The 14,720-nt window shown below is 64.0% G+C and carries 12 protein-coding genes; 8 read left to right on the top strand and 4 right to left on the bottom strand.

All coding sequences use genetic code 11. From position 1 onward, the window contains the following. Positions 1-18 precede the first annotated feature (18 nt). The gene (gene uvrA, locus WH265_RS08405) at positions 19-3,168 is read right to left on the bottom strand and encodes an excinuclease ABC subunit UvrA (protein ID WP_339557953.1); all 3,150 of its coding nucleotides are present in this window, start codon (positions 3,166-3,168) and stop codon (positions 19-21) included. A gap of 315 nt (positions 3,169-3,483) precedes the next feature. Between uvrA and WH265_RS08400 the strand changes: the two genes are divergently transcribed. The 4 genes from WH265_RS08400 to WH265_RS08385 all read left to right on the top strand — a co-directional run bounded on the left by WH265_RS08400 (position 3,484) and on the right by WH265_RS08385 (position 7,464). Beyond that, positions 3,484-4,683 (top strand): MFS transporter, encoded by a 1,200-nt coding sequence (locus WH265_RS08400; protein ID WP_021027011.1) that lies wholly within the window; start codon positions 3,484-3,486, stop codon positions 4,681-4,683. A 190-nt stretch (positions 4,684-4,873) separates the two neighbouring features. Continuing rightward, positions 4,874-5,464: a single-stranded DNA-binding protein gene (gene ssb, locus WH265_RS08395; protein ID WP_339557952.1), complete on the top strand. Its 591-nt coding sequence runs from the start codon at positions 4,874-4,876 to the stop codon at positions 5,462-5,464. Positions 5,465-5,815: 351 nt separating this feature from the next. Further along, on the top strand, positions 5,816-6,142 hold the full coding sequence (locus WH265_RS08390) for a helix-turn-helix domain-containing protein (RefSeq protein WP_339557951.1): 327 nt from the start codon (positions 5,816-5,818) through the stop codon (positions 6,140-6,142). Positions 6,143-6,156: 14 nt separating this feature from the next. Further along, the gene (locus WH265_RS08385) at positions 6,157-7,464 is read left to right on the top strand and encodes a type II toxin-antitoxin system HipA family toxin (protein ID WP_339557950.1); all 1,308 of its coding nucleotides are present in this window, start codon (positions 6,157-6,159) and stop codon (positions 7,462-7,464) included. A gap of 328 nt (positions 7,465-7,792) precedes the next feature. Here WH265_RS08385 and WH265_RS08380 read toward each other — a convergent pair whose 3' ends face one another. Both WH265_RS08380 and WH265_RS08375 read right to left on the bottom strand, forming a co-directional pair. Then, the gene (locus WH265_RS08380; protein WP_339557949.1) at positions 7,793-8,263 is read right to left on the bottom strand and encodes a DUF417 family protein; all 471 of its coding nucleotides are present in this window, start codon (positions 8,261-8,263) and stop codon (positions 7,793-7,795) included. Positions 8,264-8,302: 39 nt separating this feature from the next. Continuing rightward, complete coding sequence (locus tag WH265_RS08375; protein ID WP_339557948.1) at positions 8,303-8,863, bottom strand: TetR/AcrR family transcriptional regulator; 561 nt, start codon at positions 8,861-8,863, stop codon at positions 8,303-8,305. Positions 8,864-9,207: 344 nt separating this feature from the next. Here WH265_RS08375 and WH265_RS08370 point away from each other — a divergent pair, with 344 nt between their 5' ends. The 4 genes from WH265_RS08370 (at position 9,208) to WH265_RS08355 (ending at position 13,490) form a co-directional block, all read left to right on the top strand. Then, on the top strand, positions 9,208-9,981 hold the full coding sequence (locus WH265_RS08370) for a transporter substrate-binding domain-containing protein (protein ID WP_339557947.1): 774 nt from the start codon (positions 9,208-9,210) through the stop codon (positions 9,979-9,981). Beyond that, positions 9,978-10,457: a YbaK/prolyl-tRNA synthetase associated domain-containing protein gene (locus tag WH265_RS08365; RefSeq protein ID WP_339557946.1), complete on the top strand. Its 480-nt coding sequence runs from the start codon at positions 9,978-9,980 to the stop codon at positions 10,455-10,457. The genes WH265_RS08370 and WH265_RS08365 overlap by 4 nt, the downstream gene beginning before the upstream one ends. A gap of 48 nt (positions 10,458-10,505) precedes the next feature. After that, entirely contained in the window at positions 10,506-12,020 is a 1,515-nt protein-coding gene (locus WH265_RS08360) for a rhomboid family intramembrane serine protease (protein ID WP_339557945.1), read from the top strand. A gap of 132 nt (positions 12,021-12,152) precedes the next feature. Continuing rightward, positions 12,153-13,490, top strand: a complete 1,338-nt coding sequence (locus tag WH265_RS08355; protein WP_339557944.1) for a hypothetical protein — start codon at positions 12,153-12,155, stop codon at positions 13,488-13,490. Between the two features lie 4 nt (positions 13,491-13,494). Here WH265_RS08355 and mnmA read toward each other — a convergent pair whose 3' ends face one another. Beyond that, a complete protein-coding gene (gene mnmA / locus WH265_RS08350) occupies positions 13,495-14,622 on the bottom strand; it encodes a tRNA 2-thiouridine(34) synthase MnmA (protein WP_339557943.1) in 1,128 nt (375 codons plus the stop codon). Positions 14,623-14,720 lie beyond the last annotated feature (98 nt).

The raw sequence follows: 14,720 nt of genomic DNA, 5'->3' as shown, positions 1-14,720 counted from the left end.
GACGCGCGGCAAGCTGCCTCAGCGCTGGAGGTAAGGCGCTAGATAGCGTCCGGTATGGCTGGCTGGGTTGGCGGCGACCTGCTCGGGCGTGCCCTGGGCCACCAGCTGACCGCCGCCGGCGCCGCCTTCGGGCCCCATGTCGATGACCCAGTCGGCCGTCTTGATGACGTCGAGGTTGTGTTCGATGACGACAATCGTGTTGCCCGCATCGCGCAGCTGGTGCAGCACCTTGAGCAGCAGGTCGATATCGGCAAAGTGCAGGCCGGTGGTCGGCTCATCGAGGATGTAGAGCGTGCGGCCGGTGTCGCGCTTGGACAGCTCCTGCGCCAGCTTGACGCGCTGGGCCTCGCCGCCCGATAGGGTGGTGGCGCTCTGGCCCAGGCGGATATAGCTCAGGCCCACATCCAGCAGGGTTTGCAGCTTGCGGGCAATGGTGGGCACATCGCGGAAGAAGTCGTGCGCGTCTTCCACCGTCATCTCCAGGATCTGCGCAATATTGCGGCCCTTCCACTGCACCTGCAGGGTTTCGCGGTTGTAGCGCTGGCCCTGGCAGATGTCGCAGGGCACATAGACATCGGGCAGAAAATGCATCTCCACCTTGACCATGCCATCGCCCTGGCAGGCCTCGCAGCGGCCGCCGGCGACGTTGAAGCTGAAGCGCCCCGGGCCATAGCCGCGCTCCTTGGCGGTGTTGGTCTCGGCCATCAGCTCGCGGATGGGCGTGAACAGGCCGGTGTAGGTGGCCGGGTTGCTGCGCGGCGTGCGGCCAATCGGGCTTTGGTCCACATTGATGACCTTGTCGAAATAGTCCAGGCCTTCGATCTCCTGGTAGGGCGCGACATCGCCCTGCGCGCGGTTGATCTTGTGGGCCGCGGCCGCATACAAGGTGTCGTTGACCAGGGTGGATTTGCCCGAGCCCGAGACGCCGGTCACGCAGGTGAACAGGCCAACGGGGAAATCGACGGTGACATCGCGCAGGTTGTGGCCGCTGGCGCCGATGAGACGCAGGCTTTGCACCGCATGCGGGTCCACCGGGGCGGGGGCAGCCGCTTCCTGCACGCTGCGGCCCTTGGTACTGCTGGTGCTGCTGGCTTTGCCGCCGGGCTTTTTCTCCAGCGAGGTGCGCACGGTGGGGAACTGCGAACCGCCCTTGTCCGCGGCGGCCTTGCCTACGGGTGCCCCTACGGTGCTGGCCAGCACCGGCAGCCAGGGCGTGCGGCGCGTGGGCACGGCAATCGATTTCTGGCCGCTCAGGTACTGGCCGGTGAGCGACTGCGGGTGGGCGCAGATGTCGGCATAGCGGCCCTGGGCCATGATCTGGCCGCCGTGCACGCCGGCGCCCGGGCCCATGTCGATGATCTGGTCGGCCGCGCGCATCATGTCCTCGTCATGCTCGACGACGATCACGCTGTTGCCGATGTCACGCAGGTGCTGCAAGGTGGCGATCAGGCGGTCGTTGTCGCGCTGGTGCAGGCCGATCGAGGGCTCGTCGAGCACATACATCACGCCCGTCAGGCCCGAGCCGATCTGCGAGGCCAGGCGAATGCGCTGCGCCTCACCGCCCGAGAGCGTCTCGGCGCTGCGCGCCAGGCTCAGGTAGGTCAGGCCCACATCGTTGAGGAACTGCAGCCGCGTGCTGATTTCCTGGATCACCCGCGCGGCAATATCGGCCTTGGCACCCGTCAGCTGCACGGTGCTGAACCAGGCGTGGGCCTCGCTCAGGGTGACCTGGCTGATGTCCTGGATCGCACGGGCCTGGTCGCCATCACCCACGCGCACAAAGCGCGCCTCGCGGCGCAGGCGCGCGCCGTGGCAGTCGGGGCAGGGCTGCACGCTTTGGTAGCGGGCCAGCTCATCGCGCACGATGCTCGAATCGGTCTCGCGGTAGCGCCGCGTCATGTTTGGCAGGATGCCTTCAAACGGGTGCTTCTTGGTGACCATCTTGCCCGCGTTCTCACCGCTGGCCAGCTCGTACTTGAAGGCAATCTCTTCGTCGCCCGAGCCATACAGCACCACCTGGCGCACCGCCTCGGGCAGGCTCTCAAAAGGCTGCTCAATATCGAACTTGTAGTGGCGGCCCAGGCTCTCGAGCATCGCAAAATAGTAGCCATTGCGCCGGTCCCAGCCCTTGATGGCGCCACTGGCCAGGCTGAGCGTGGGGAAAGCCACCACGCGTTCGACATCGAACACCTCGTGCAGGCCCAGGCCATCGCAGGATGGGCAGGCGCCCTGGGGCGAGTTGAAGGAGAACAGGCGCGGCTCCAGCTCAGCCAGCGCATAGCTGCAGACTGGGCAGGAGAACTTGCTGCTGAACAGATGCTCTTCGCCGGTGTCCATCTCCAGCGCCAGCACGCGGCCATTGCCTTCGTTGCCGCCCACACGCAGTGCCGCCTCAATGCTTTCGGCCAGGCGCTGCTGCAGCCCGGCGCGCACCTTGACGCGGTCGATGACCACATCGACATCGTGTTTCTCGTTCTTGGCCAGTGCGGGCAGGGTCTCGTGCTCGTACATCTGGCCATCGACCCGAAAGCGCACATAGCCCAGCGCCTGCATCTGCGCAAACAGCTCGACGAACTCGCCCTTCTTGCCGCGTGCCACTGGCGCCAGGATCATCAGCTTGGTGTCCTCGGGCAGGGCCAGCACGGCGTCGACCATCTGGCTGACGGTCTGCGCCGCCAGTGGCAGGTTGTGGTCGGGGCAGAACGGCGTGCCTGCGCGGGCATACAACAGGCGCAGGTAGTCATGGATCTCGGTGACCGTGCCCACGGTCGAGCGCGGGTTGTGGCTGGTCGCCTTCTGCTCGATCGAGATAGCCGGTGACAGGCCCTCGATCAGGTCGACATCGGGTTTGTCCAGCCGGCCCAGAAACTGGCGCGCATAGGCCGAGAGGCTCTCGACATAGCGGCGCTGGCCTTCGGCATACAAAGTGTCAAAGGCCAGGCTGGACTTGCCCGAGCCGGACAGGCCGGTGATCACCACCAGCTGGTGGCGCGGAATGTCCAGGTCGATGTTCTTGAGGTTGTGCGTGCGCGCGCCACGGATGGCGATGCGACTGTGTGCCAGCCGCGCGCCCAGGTAGCGGCTGTCGTCCTGCTGCGCCTCGGACAGGCCGAGTTCATGGTGCAAGTCGATGGCAGCGGAAGGGTCGGTGGGGGTGCGTGGTGGCATGTGGGCTTCAAGATCCAAAACCCCTCATGATAGCCAGCCTGCCCGTTCGTTGTGCAATCTGCCGGGTATCGCTGCACATGCGTTGCGGATAAACCCAGGGGCATGGCCCGCTGTCTGGCGCCAAAACCGAGGTGAGGGCTTGCGGCAGCTTTGCGCCTAGCTATGGTTTCTGATGCGCTGCTGGGCGCAGAGATTCCGTCTGCCAGCAGGGCTTGCGGCTGCGCTCTACACTTGCCGCTGGCGATAGTCGCCATCCGTCCCTTGTTTGCCTGCGTATCGCCCTTGTCTCTCACTTCTGTTTCTTCTTCCACGGCCATGCTGCCGGCCGAGCGGCGCGCTAGTTTCAGCCTGGCGCTGATCTTTGCATTGCGCATGCTGGGCCTGTTTCTGGTGCTGCCGGTGTTTGCGCTGGAGGCCCACAAATACCCGGGCGGTGATGACCCGGCCCTGGTCGGGCTGGCGATGGGCGTCTATGGCCTGACCCAGGCCCTCTGCCAGCTGCCGCTGGGCATGGCGTCTGACCGCTTCGGGCGCAAAAAGGTCATTGTGCTGGGCCTCTTGGTATTTGCCGCCGGCAGCCTGATCGCCGGCATGGCGGGCAACCTGCATACCCTGCTGCTGGGCCGGGCGTTACAAGGCGCCGGCGCCGTGTCTGCGGCCGTCACGGCGCTCTTGGCCGACCAGACCCGTGACGAAGTGCGCACCAAGGCCATGGCCCTGGTGGGCGCCAGCATCGGCCTGATGTTTGCGCTGGCGCTGGTGCTCAGCCCGCTGCTGGTGGTGCATATCGGCCTGAGCGGCCTGTTTTTGATGACCTGCGGCCTGGCGCTGGGCGGTATTGCCGTGGTGCTGTGGGTTGTGCCTCCCGAGCCTTTGCTGCACCGGGGCGGCGCGCGCGGCGGCCTGCGCGAGGTGTTTCGCCATGCCGACCTGGTGCGCCTCAATGCCGGTGTGTTCGTGCTGCACACGGTGCAGATGTCGATGTGGGTGGCGGTGCCCGCGATGCTGGTGGCCGCAGGCCTGCCCAAGGCCGAGCACTGGCAGGTCTACCTGCCGGCCGTGCTGCTGTCCTTTGTGCTGATGGGTGGGCTGTTTGCGCTGGAGCGGCGCGGTTACCTGCGCGGCGCCCTGCTGGGCTCGATCGCGCTGGTGGCCCTGGTGCAGATGGCCCTGGGCCTGGTGGCGACCTCGGGCCATGCGCCCGCGCTGTGGCTGATGGGCGTGCTGCTGTTTGTGTTTTTCTGCGGCTTCAATGCGTTGGAGGCCACGCAGCCCAGCCTGGTCTCGCGCATGGCGCCGGCATCGCTGCGCGGCGCGGCACTGGGCAGTTACAACACCTTGCAATCACTGGGCCTGTTTGCCGGCGGTGCGCTCGGTGGGGCGCTGACCCGCTGGGGCAGCGTGACGGATCTGTTCATCGCCACCAGCGCGCTGGCGCTGCTGTGGCTGGTGCTGACCTGGCCGCTGCAGCCGCTGGGCCGCGCCGTGGCTGCTGCTGGCGCTGCACAAAAGTAAGCACTGGCTGGGAATGGGGCAGGCCTGGCAGGCCCTGTTGCAGGATCTGCGGCCACCCGCAGAGAAGGACCGGCCGCTTTGGGGTAGGATACGCCCCTGAATCACAGTGATGGGCGCTTTGAAGGCTGCAATGCCTGCAACACTGCCAACGCATAGTAGGCGCCCATTTTTCAAAGGAACTACCTCTACCATGGCATCCGTCAACAAAGTCATCATCGTCGGCAACCTCGGCCGCGACCCTGAAATCCGCACCTTCCCCTCGGGCGACCAGGTGGCCAACGTCACCATCGCCACCACCGACCGCTGGCGCGACAAGAACAGCGGCGAGAACAAGGAGGCCACCGAGTGGCACCGCGTCGTGTTCAATGGCCGCTTGGCTGAAATCGTCGGCCAGTACCTGCGCAAGGGCAGCCAGGTCTACGTGGAAGGCAGCCTGCGCACCCGCAAGTGGACCGACCAAGCCACCGGCCAGGAACGCTATGCGACAGAAATCCGCGCTGACTCGATGCAGATGCTGGGCAGCCGCCAAGGCCAGGGCGGCGGTGGCGGCCAGGGCGGTGGCGATGACTACGGCTATGGCGACAGCGGCTACGGTGACCAAGGTGGCGGCGGCGGTGCACCCGCAGGCAACTACCAGCGCCGTGCCCCCGCACCGGCGATGGCTCCAGCTGCCGCACCCCGCCAGGCACCGCCTCCCCGTCCAGCACCGGCACCTATGCCCGCGCCAGCCCCACGCGCTGCGTCTGGCTTTGACGACATGGACGACGATATTCCGTTCTAAAAAGCACTGCTAGTAGTTTTGAAGCAAACCCGCTCTCTTCTGAGAAAGCGGGTTTTTTCTTACCCACACTTTTTTGCTAGATCTTCTTGAGTGAGTTCTAAGACAAGTCGGTACTTCAAAATGTTTGCTGCGAGGCGAGGCGAGGATGAAATTGTGGACTTCCCCGGCTTCTTTTCATTGGCTTCTTTGGATAGCTTATTGCACCTTGTTGGCAGATAGCAATCTTTTAAGAATACTTATCATGTACAAGTATTCTTATGAGAGCGCTTATTGAGTAAATCATGCTGCTATCCTACAATGGCTCCAATTAGAGCTCTTGTAGAATTTAGGTGTTCTTATGAGGATGCTTAAATGGTTTTGACTCTTAACCTGACTGTAGACCGGGCTCTCAAGGCCTTGGGTCAGAACATTGAGCTCGCACGCAGGCGTCGCGGCCTGTCCCAAGCCGACTTGGCTGCTCGTATGGGCGTCTCGGTGAGCACCGTTCGCCGGCTGGAGGATGGCAACCCAGGCACAGCGCTCGTTTATCTGGCCAGTGCGCTGCAGGTCTTTGGCGATTTGGAGAAGCTGAGCCTCCTGATGGACACGCAGACGGATTCGGTTGGACTTGCCCTCATGGACGCAGAACTTCCATCTCGGATTCACAGCAAGCGCCGCGACACACCCAAAGCTTTCTGAAAGTTTTCCGCGATATGGTGACTAGAGCAAATGCCGCTGCCCCAAACACCAAGACGGAGCTGGATGTGTGTCTTGGAAAAACGGGCACCCCCGTGGGAAAGCTCGTGTTTGTGCGAAACGGGCCGCGCGTATTCACGCAGTTCGGCTACTTTCAGGAGTGGCTCGACCACGCTGACACATTTAACGTCTCTGCGGACCTCTCCGCCGCGCCGGGCTTCCAGACCCGAAAGCCTGCGACCAAGGAGGACTCGCTTTTCTTCCTCGCCCTTGGGGATACCGAGCCAGATGCTTGGGGCCGTCGAGTCATTGCTCGGGCACATGCCAAGCGTCGCGAGGAGGACCCAAAGCTGGGTGCGTTGACCGAGCTCGACTACCTTTGTGCGGTTGATGATTTCAGCCGTATGGGGGCACTGCGTTTGCGTAACGCCCGTGGCGTTTACCTTGAGTCGGCACCAGAAGGCAGGCGGGCAACGCCGCCAATGCTCGAACTCGAAAAGATGCTGAGCTCTTCACGGGCAGTTGAACTCGGCAAGGAGACCGCCCAGGATTTGGCCTATCTGCGAGGCAAGGGCACATCGCTTGGCGGCATGCGTCCGAAATGCAGCATCCTGGACGAAGAGGGATATCTCGCATTGGGCAAGTTCCCGAGTGTCAAAGACGAGCGCAATGTCACTCGTGCGGAGGTGCTGGCACTCAAGCTAGCGGCTTTGGCTGGTATCACCGTATCGAAGGCGCATGTCGCAGTGGTGCAAGGCACTCCCGTGGCGGTCATACGGCGATTTGACCGCACCCCTGACGATGCACGCATCCCCTACATCTCGGGAGCCACCTTGCTGCAGGCGAGTCGACAAGATGAACACGCCTACACCGAGGTTCTCCATGCAATGAAAGGGGCCTGCGCCAACTACGTCGCGGATGCCCAAGAACTGTGGCGGCGTCAGGTGTTCAACCACCTCATCACCAACGTCGACGACCACCTGCAAAACATGGGCTTCCTCTACATGGGCGATAACAAATGGCAGCTCTCGCCTGCGTTCGACATCAACCCGATGCCCGACAAGGACCGGGAATCCAAGACCTGGCTGAGTGAAGACACCGGACCGATCACCAGCATGCCGCAGTTGATGGGGCAAGCATCGCAGTTTGCCTTGTCTCGTGAACAGGCGTTGGCCATTGTGCGCAAGCAGGTGGAGGCGATTTTGCAGTGGCGCATGGTAGGACAGTCCCCCGAGGTTGGCATGACAAAGCAAGAGCTCGATGAGTTTGTGCCAGCGTTCGAACATCCAAGCTTTAGTGCCGCCAGGAAATTGGCGGGCTTGTAGGTGATAGCGGTGTGCCTGACTCGGTACATCATGAGGTTGCCAAAGCGAGCCCACCCATTGCCATGGCCTCCTTGGTGGGTGGGCTTGATGGGGCGCCAGGCGTTTCGGCCAAGGCTGCGGGATTGCTTGGCCCATTCTCCGTAGCGATGGGTGTGGCGCTATTGCAGCAGCCCCGATGGCACGGGACGGCTGGTTTTGGCTGACCTGCTCGGGCGGGTTGCCCGCTGCATGGGCCGTGACAGCGATGACCTGAATCTGCAGCGTCTGGGCAACAATACCCAGGTGCATCTGGTGCCACGCCCGGCGGCCCCCGCCTTTGAGCCGGTTCTTAGCGGCCCGTTGCCATCGGTGCGGCGCTGCCGGTTGCGCTCGCTTCTGGCGTGTTCAGCTGGCGGCGCAGATCGAACTTGAGCAGCACAACGCCGGCGCCAATCAGCAGCACGTCCTTGACGATGAAACCGTCCAGCGTGGAGAGTTGGGGTAGCAGGCTCAAGGTGGTGATGCCAGTGGCGATGACGACCAGGGCGCCCACGACGCCAAAAGCGGGCCTTTTGAAGCCGACTATCAGTGCCAGAAATGCCAAGGTCTCCACCACGCCCAAAAAGTAGCTGCCCCCGTGCACACCGAAGAGCGTGTAGAGAAAGCTGAGCCAGGTGCTCGAGATCAGGGGCTCCAACTCGGCGACCTCAAAATCAAACCATTTGAAGGTGCCGAACAGCGCAAAAATAAAGATCACCGAGACTCGCAGCACAGCGATATCGGCATCGGAGCGAATAAAGCGATGGATGGCATTTTTCATGGTGGTCTCCTGGTTAAAAAAGGGGCTGGGATGCGGATGTCATGGGGCGGCGCTCAGCCAGTCCACAATGGCTTTGGCAGCGCGCTCATAGGCCCCATGGGGCGGGATGCGGTTGAGCAATAGCGCGCCCTTGATCGCAGAGCTGACCACCATGGCCAGCTCTGCCGGGGGCTGCGCAAAATGCAGGGCTGCACTGCGCTGGCCCGCGACCAGAATGTCTTGCAGCAGCTGCTGCTCGGTCTGTGCCAGCTGGTAGACCGCCGTTTGTAGTTCGGGCGAAAACAGGTGGCTGTCGGACAGCATCGCGTAGACACCGCACATTTGCCCCTGCGCCGCACAGTCGGCAAACGCATCCAGATAGGCCTGGAGTTGCGGCACGCCGGCGGGCAGCTTTTGCAGCTCGGCCTCCAGGGCTTTGAAATCGGCCCGCTTGTAGTCACAGTAGGCAATTCCCAGGTCTGTCTTGCTGGGGAAATGGTGGTGAATACTGGCTTTGCGAATGCCAATACCCGCCTCCAGATCGGCATAGCTGAAGCCCTGGAAGCCACGTTGCTGGATCAAGTGGTTGCTGAGCAGGATGATTTTTTCGCGGGTAGACATTGTCAATGGACCTGGGTTGTGGCGTTGACATTGACTATACCTACTAGAAGGTAGGTTGCCAAGCCGCCATATGATTCAAAGCGTAAAACCCGCAGCGGGCAGGACCGGCGGCAGGCGGGCCGGCTGCGCGGGCCTGGCTGGCTTGGCCAGCGCCGGGCCAGCGGCTTGGGCGCAAAAGGCCAGTGCCCACTGCGGCTGTGCCGCCGGTAGAGAATGCGGCATGGGCGCAGAACGCGCCGCGCGCAATGCCGGCTCGGCAACACCCCTGATGGCGGCCGTGCCGCCCTGGAGAGGGGCGCGCAGCTGACGGCATGCCCTTTGTTCAACCTTGCATGAAAGCGGCCATGACTCCTAGCACCGATACCGCCTATACCGCCAATACCTCGGATAGCACCAAGATCGCATCCCTCATCGCGCCCAGCGGCCGCCTGCGTGCCGCCATCAATGTGGGCAACCCGGTGCTGGCGCACAAAAGAGCCGATGGCTCGGCCGCAGGCGTCTCCGTCGATCTGGCCGCGCGCATGGCGGCCCAACTGGGTCTGCCGCTGGATCTGCAGCTGTTTGAGGCGGCCGCCCATTCGGTCGATGCCGTCACCCAGGGCCAGGCCGATGTCGGCTTTTTCGCGGTGGATCCGGTGCGGGGCGCGGGCATTGGGTTTTCGGCCCCCTATGTGCTGATCGAAGGCGCCTACATGGTGCGCAGTGATTCGCCGCTGAGCGACAACGCGCAGGTGGATGTGGCCGCGCACGAGGTGGTGGTCGGCCAGGGCAGCGCCTATGACCTCTACCTCACGCGTGCGCTGAAAAACGCCCGCATCCTGCGCGCGCCCACATCGCCTGCGGTTGTCGATGTCTTTTTGCAACCCCAGGGCGATGTGGCCGCAGGCGTCAAGGTGCAGCTGGAGGCGGCGGTGGCCAGCCATGCCGGTCTGCGCCTGTTGCCCGGGCATTTCATGCTGATCCAGCAGGCCATGGGCCTGCCCAAGAGCCGGGGCGAGGCCGCCATCCAGTGGCTGGCCGCCTTTGTGGAAGCGGCCAAGGCCAGCGGTTTTGTCGCCCAGGCGCTGGCGCAGCACCAGGTGCAAGGCGCGGTGGTCGCGCCCGGAGTGCAGCCATGAGCGTGTTTGCGCATCTGCAGCAGTTGTTAGAGGGAGAGGGCGCGCGCTTTCGGGTGCTGGAGCACCCGGCCGAGGGCAAATCGGATGAGGTGGCGCGCATCCGGGGCACGACGCCAGGCCAGGGTGCCAAGGCCATGCTGTGCAAGACCCGCAATGCCGAGCACTGGGTGCTGGCCGTGCTGCCGGGCGACCAGAAGCTGGACTTTCGCCTGCTGGCTGCCGCGCTCGGCCTGCCCAAGATGACGATGGCCAGCGCGGAAGAGGCGACGGAGCGGACCGGCTGCGTGATCGGCGCGATCCCGCCCTTCAGCCCTGGCCCGCAGGTGGCGCTGGTGGTGGACCCGGACCTGGTGGAGCGCCATGCCGAGATCGCCTTCAATGCCGGGCGGCTGGACCGCTCGATGGTGCTCAATGCGCAGGACTATGTGCGTGTGGCCAAGCCGGCGCTGCACCGCATCAGCGCCCCCGTAAGCTAAGGCAAAAATCCAACACCGCGCCGGCATGGCGACTGCACAATAGTCGCCATGTTTATTGCCATCCCTCTGGAAAACAAGCCCTCCTGGCAGTCGCCGCCGTGGATGACGGTGCTGTTAATTGCGATCAACTGCCTGGTGTTCTGGGTCTGGCAAGGGGGTGAGGAGCGGGCGGCTGAGCGGGCCTCCAAAACCTATGCGCATACGGCGCTACCGGCGATCGAGGTGCCGGCCTTTGTGACCTATCTGCAGGCACAAAGCCGCAAACCGGACAGCCGCATCCAGCCGCAGATGGTGCGCATGGTGCAGGGCCTGCAAAAAAACCAGGACTACGGCCAGATCTACATGCTGATGCAGCAGGAGGGGCGTTTTCGCCGCCAGCTGCTGGCCGGTGAGGTGATCACCGCGGCCGATCCGCTGTATGCCGACTGGCAGGCCGCCCGCGCCCGCTTTGCGCCGCTGGAGCCCAAGCCTTTTACGTCGCGCTGGGCGATGAGCTATGAGGCCGGCGCCGGGTTGCAGCCGCTGCAGGCGCTGACCTCCGCCTTCCTGCACGGCAGCACCGGCCACCTGCTGGGCAATATGGTGTTCCTGTTTCTGTTCGGGTTCACCTTGGAGATGGCGCTGGGCGCGGGGCTCTACCTGTGCTTCTACCTGGTGGCCGGTGTCAGCGCCTCACTTTTTGCGGGCCTGTTCTATGCGGGCTCCGGCAGCTATGGGCTGGGCGCATCGGGCGCGATTGCCGGGCTGATGGCCATGTATGTGGTGCTCTACCGCATGCGGCGCATCCGCTTTTTCTACATGCTGGCCTTCTACTTCAACTACGCCACCTGGCCCGCGCTGGTGGTGCTGCCGGTATGGATGGGCTTTGAGCTGGCCCAGCACTTCATGGGGCAGCAGGGCGTGGCCTATATGGCGCACTTTGGCGGCTTGCTGGCCGGTGGCCTGCTGATGGCTCTCTACCTGCAGTTGCGGCGCAAGGAGTCGGTGGTCGAGGTGGCCGCCCGTGACAAGCAGCAGGCCCAGGCCCAGAGTGCCGCACTGGCCGCCGCCGTGCAGCGCGCGCAAAAGCACACCGATGCGCTGGCCTTTGAGCTGGCAGCGCCCGCCTGGCGCCAGGCCGCCAAGCTGGCACCCAGCGATGCCGCCATCTTGCGCGCCTGGTTCGAGAGCGCCCGCCATGCGCCGGCGAGCGAGGATTTTCACCGCGCCGCTCGCGCCATCTTCAAGCTGCCGGCCAACACGGATGCCGTGCGCCAGCTGCAGCACCACAGCTGGCAAAGCTATGCAGACCGCGCCCGGCCCGCCCCGCGCATCAGCGACAACAGCCTGCATGCATTGGCGCGCAGCTTTGTGCGCCTGGGTGCATGGGACGATGCCCAAAAAATCTGCCAGCAGCTGGAAAGCGCCGCCGACCACCCGCATTGGCCCGCCACCTTGGCGCTGGTGGCCAATGGCCTGGCCAAGGCCGGCCGGCTGGAAGACGCCCGGCGCTGGCTGCCCGCGCTGCAGCGCGCCGCACCGCAGGAGCCGGTCACGCGCTGGCTCAGCCAGGCCAGCACCTGAACGCGGGTCGAGCGCATGGGCGGCAGTGGTTAGCACCCTGGTGCGTCAGCTCCATGTAAAGTTTTGGTGAAGCCATGCCTTATGATCGCTGCCAAGCTGCGCCAGTGAGGGCGGCAGACAGAAAGGCTGGCCATGGGCCCACTGCGTTCACCACAGCAAGACGACGTTGACAGCGCCCAATGGGTGATCGAGCCTTTCTGGCGCAAGCTCAACAGTTTTTTCCTGTTTCCGCTGCAGCGCAAGCCCTTGCTGTATGCGCTGGTGCTGTCGCTCTGCGCCTATATGCTGATGTGGGGCCTGTTGATCGGCTTGCTCGTCGGAGTGGGCCTGCTGCTGGCCATCAGCCGGCATGCGTTCAAGATCGCAGCCTATGCCTCGCACGGCGTGCTTGACAGCAATGACTACGACGATTACCCCTGCGATGCCGACCTCAAGGTGCTGCCCTGGAAGTTCTTTGGCGTGCTGCTGGTGCATGGCTTTCTGATCGGCATGCTCGCCCGGGTCAGCCCGGGACTGGGCGCACTGGGTGATTTGCTCTCATCTTTCTTGATCCCCGCCACCTTGATGGTGCTGATCACCAGCGGCAGCCTGCGCGCTGCCATCAACCCCTTCATGCTGCTGAGCACGATGGGCGCCATCGGTCTGCCCTATGGCCTGCTGTGCCTGTTTCTGTTCCTGCTGATGCAGGGCGTGCCGATGGCCTTTGCCTTGCTAGTCACAGTGATGCCCCAGGCGTTGCTGGCGCCCCTGCTGGCCTTTGTGGTGATTTATTTCAACGGCGTGATCGCCGCGATGATCGGCTATGTGATGTACCAGAACCATGCGGACCTGGGCATCACGCCGGACAAGGCGCCGCAGGCCGAAGCGGGCGCGCCCGTGCTGGACCCGCAGACCGCGCTGGCCCAGCGCCGCGATGCCCAGGTGGCCCAGCTGGTGCAGAACGGCGACATGAACGCCGCCCTGGCCGAAGCGCGCGAGTGGCAGCGCAGCGAGCCCGATAGCCTGGCCGACCAGCGCCGCTACCACCGCGTGCTCAAGCTCAGCGACAAGGCGGGTGAGCTGGCGCGCCATGCGCAAAGCTATATCGCGCTGCTGCTGCAAAAGCAGCGCAGCAGCGATGCGCTGGAGGTCTGGGGCAGTTGCTACAAGCGCGACAAGGGCTTTCGGCTGAACGAGGCCAGCCACACCTTGGCGCTGGCGCAGACGGCCTGGAAGCGCATGCAGCTGCCGCACACGCTGGCCCTGCTGCATGGTTTTGAGAAAAGCTATGCCGGCAGCGATCTGGTGCCCCAGGCGCTGGAGCTGACGGTGCGCGTGCTCAAGCAAGGCGCCAACAAGCCCGACCAGGCGGTGCGCGTGTTCATGCGCATGAAGATCCGCTACCCCGCGCATGCCTCGACCCAGGAGGCGGCCTGGATCTTGCGCGACGAACTGCCGGGCGCGGCACAGGCGCCTGGCGCGCCTGCTTGACTATTTAAGCGGCCGCCGAAGGCGCCACGCTGGCGATGATGCCGCCGCCCAGGCAGACTTCGCCGTCATACAGTACGGCCGATTGGCCTGGCGTCACCGCCCATTGCGCCTCGGGAAAATCGAGGTGGAAATGCGCGGGCGTGGCATCGGCGCCGATGATCGCGGGCGAATCGGGCTGGCGGTAACGGGTTTTGGAACCATAGGTGCCGGCAGCGGGCGGGTGACCAGCCACCCAGCTCGTGTTGTCGGCGTCCAGCGCCTGCGACAGCAGCCAGGGGTGGTCATGGCCTTGCACCACGCGCAGGATGTTCTTGTCCAGCTCCTTGCGCGCCACAAACCAGGGCGCATGCTCGCCCGCGCCACGGGCGGCGCCTTTTTCCTTCACGCCACCAATGCCCAGGCCCGAGCGCTGGCCCAGGGTGTAGAAAGACAGGCCCACATGCTTGCCCAGCTTGCGGTTGCGGTCGTCCAGGATCAGGCCCGGCTCCTTGCTGATATAGCGGTTGAGAAAGTCGCGGAAAGGGCGCTCCCCGATAAAGCAGATACCGGTCGAGTCCTTTTTCTTGGCATTGGGCAGGCCGATCTCTTCGGCAATGCGGCGCACCTCGGTCTTTTTCAGCTCACCGACCGGGAACAGCGCCTTGGACAGCTGGGCCTGGTTCAGGCGGTGCAGAAAATAGCTCTGGTCCTTGGCCGGGTCCAGGCCCTTGAGCAGCTCAAAGAGCTGGCTGTCGGGGTTCTGGCGCACGCGGGCGTAGTGGCCGGTGGCGATCTTTTCGGCACCCAGGCGCATGGCATGGTCCAAAAAGGCCTTGAACTTGATCTCGGCATTGCACAGCACATCGGGGTTGGGCGTGCGGCCGGCCTGGTACTCGCGCAGAAACTCGGCAAACACCCGGTCCTTGTAGTCGGCAGCAAAGTTGACGTGTTCGATCTCGATGCCCACCACGTCGGCCACGGCTGCGGCATCGACAAAGTCGATGTTCGACGAGCAGTACTCGCTGTCGTCGTCATCTTCCCAGTTCTTCATGAAGATGCCGACGACCTCGTGCCCCTGTTTTTTGAGCAAATACGCGGTGACGGCCGAATCCACGCCGCCACTCAGCCCCACTACGATGCGCTGTTTAACCATGGGTGCAATTATCCGCCTGGCGGCAGGCGCCTGCTTCGCTAGGGCTATGTGGCGTTTTGTCGCCCAACAGCGACCAACAGCGCCGATAAGCGCCCAAG

The organism is Comamonas sp. MYb396 (assembly GCF_037479555.1).
Lineage (GTDB): Bacteria > Pseudomonadota > Gammaproteobacteria > Burkholderiales > Burkholderiaceae_C > Comamonas.
This window is presented reverse-complemented; position numbering and strand designations above follow the sequence as displayed.

Coding starts and splice junctions, on each gene's coding strand:
- uvrA (WP_339557953.1), bottom strand. CDS start 3,168: ATGCCACCACGCACCCCCACCGACCCTTCCGCTGCCATCGACTTGCAC.
- WH265_RS08400 (WP_021027011.1), top strand. CDS start 3,484: ATGCTGCCGGCCGAGCGGCGCGCTAGTTTCAGCCTGGCGCTGATCTTT.
- ssb (WP_339557952.1), top strand. CDS start 4,874: ATGGCATCCGTCAACAAAGTCATCATCGTCGGCAACCTCGGCCGCGAC.
- WH265_RS08390 (WP_339557951.1), top strand. CDS start 5,816: ATGGTTTTGACTCTTAACCTGACTGTAGACCGGGCTCTCAAGGCCTTG.
- WH265_RS08385 (WP_339557950.1), top strand. CDS start 6,157: ATGGTGACTAGAGCAAATGCCGCTGCCCCAAACACCAAGACGGAGCTG.
- WH265_RS08380 (WP_339557949.1), bottom strand. CDS start 8,263: ATGAAAAATGCCATCCATCGCTTTATTCGCTCCGATGCCGATATCGCT.
- WH265_RS08375 (WP_339557948.1), bottom strand. CDS start 8,863: ATGTCTACCCGCGAAAAAATCATCCTGCTCAGCAACCACTTGATCCAG.
- WH265_RS08370 (WP_339557947.1), top strand. CDS start 9,208: ATGACTCCTAGCACCGATACCGCCTATACCGCCAATACCTCGGATAGC.
- WH265_RS08365 (WP_339557946.1), top strand. CDS start 9,978: ATGAGCGTGTTTGCGCATCTGCAGCAGTTGTTAGAGGGAGAGGGCGCG.
- WH265_RS08360 (WP_339557945.1), top strand. CDS start 10,506: ATGTTTATTGCCATCCCTCTGGAAAACAAGCCCTCCTGGCAGTCGCCG.
- WH265_RS08355 (WP_339557944.1), top strand. CDS start 12,153: ATGGGCCCACTGCGTTCACCACAGCAAGACGACGTTGACAGCGCCCAA.
- mnmA (WP_339557943.1), bottom strand. CDS start 14,622: ATGGTTAAACAGCGCATCGTAGTGGGGCTGAGTGGCGGCGTGGATTCG.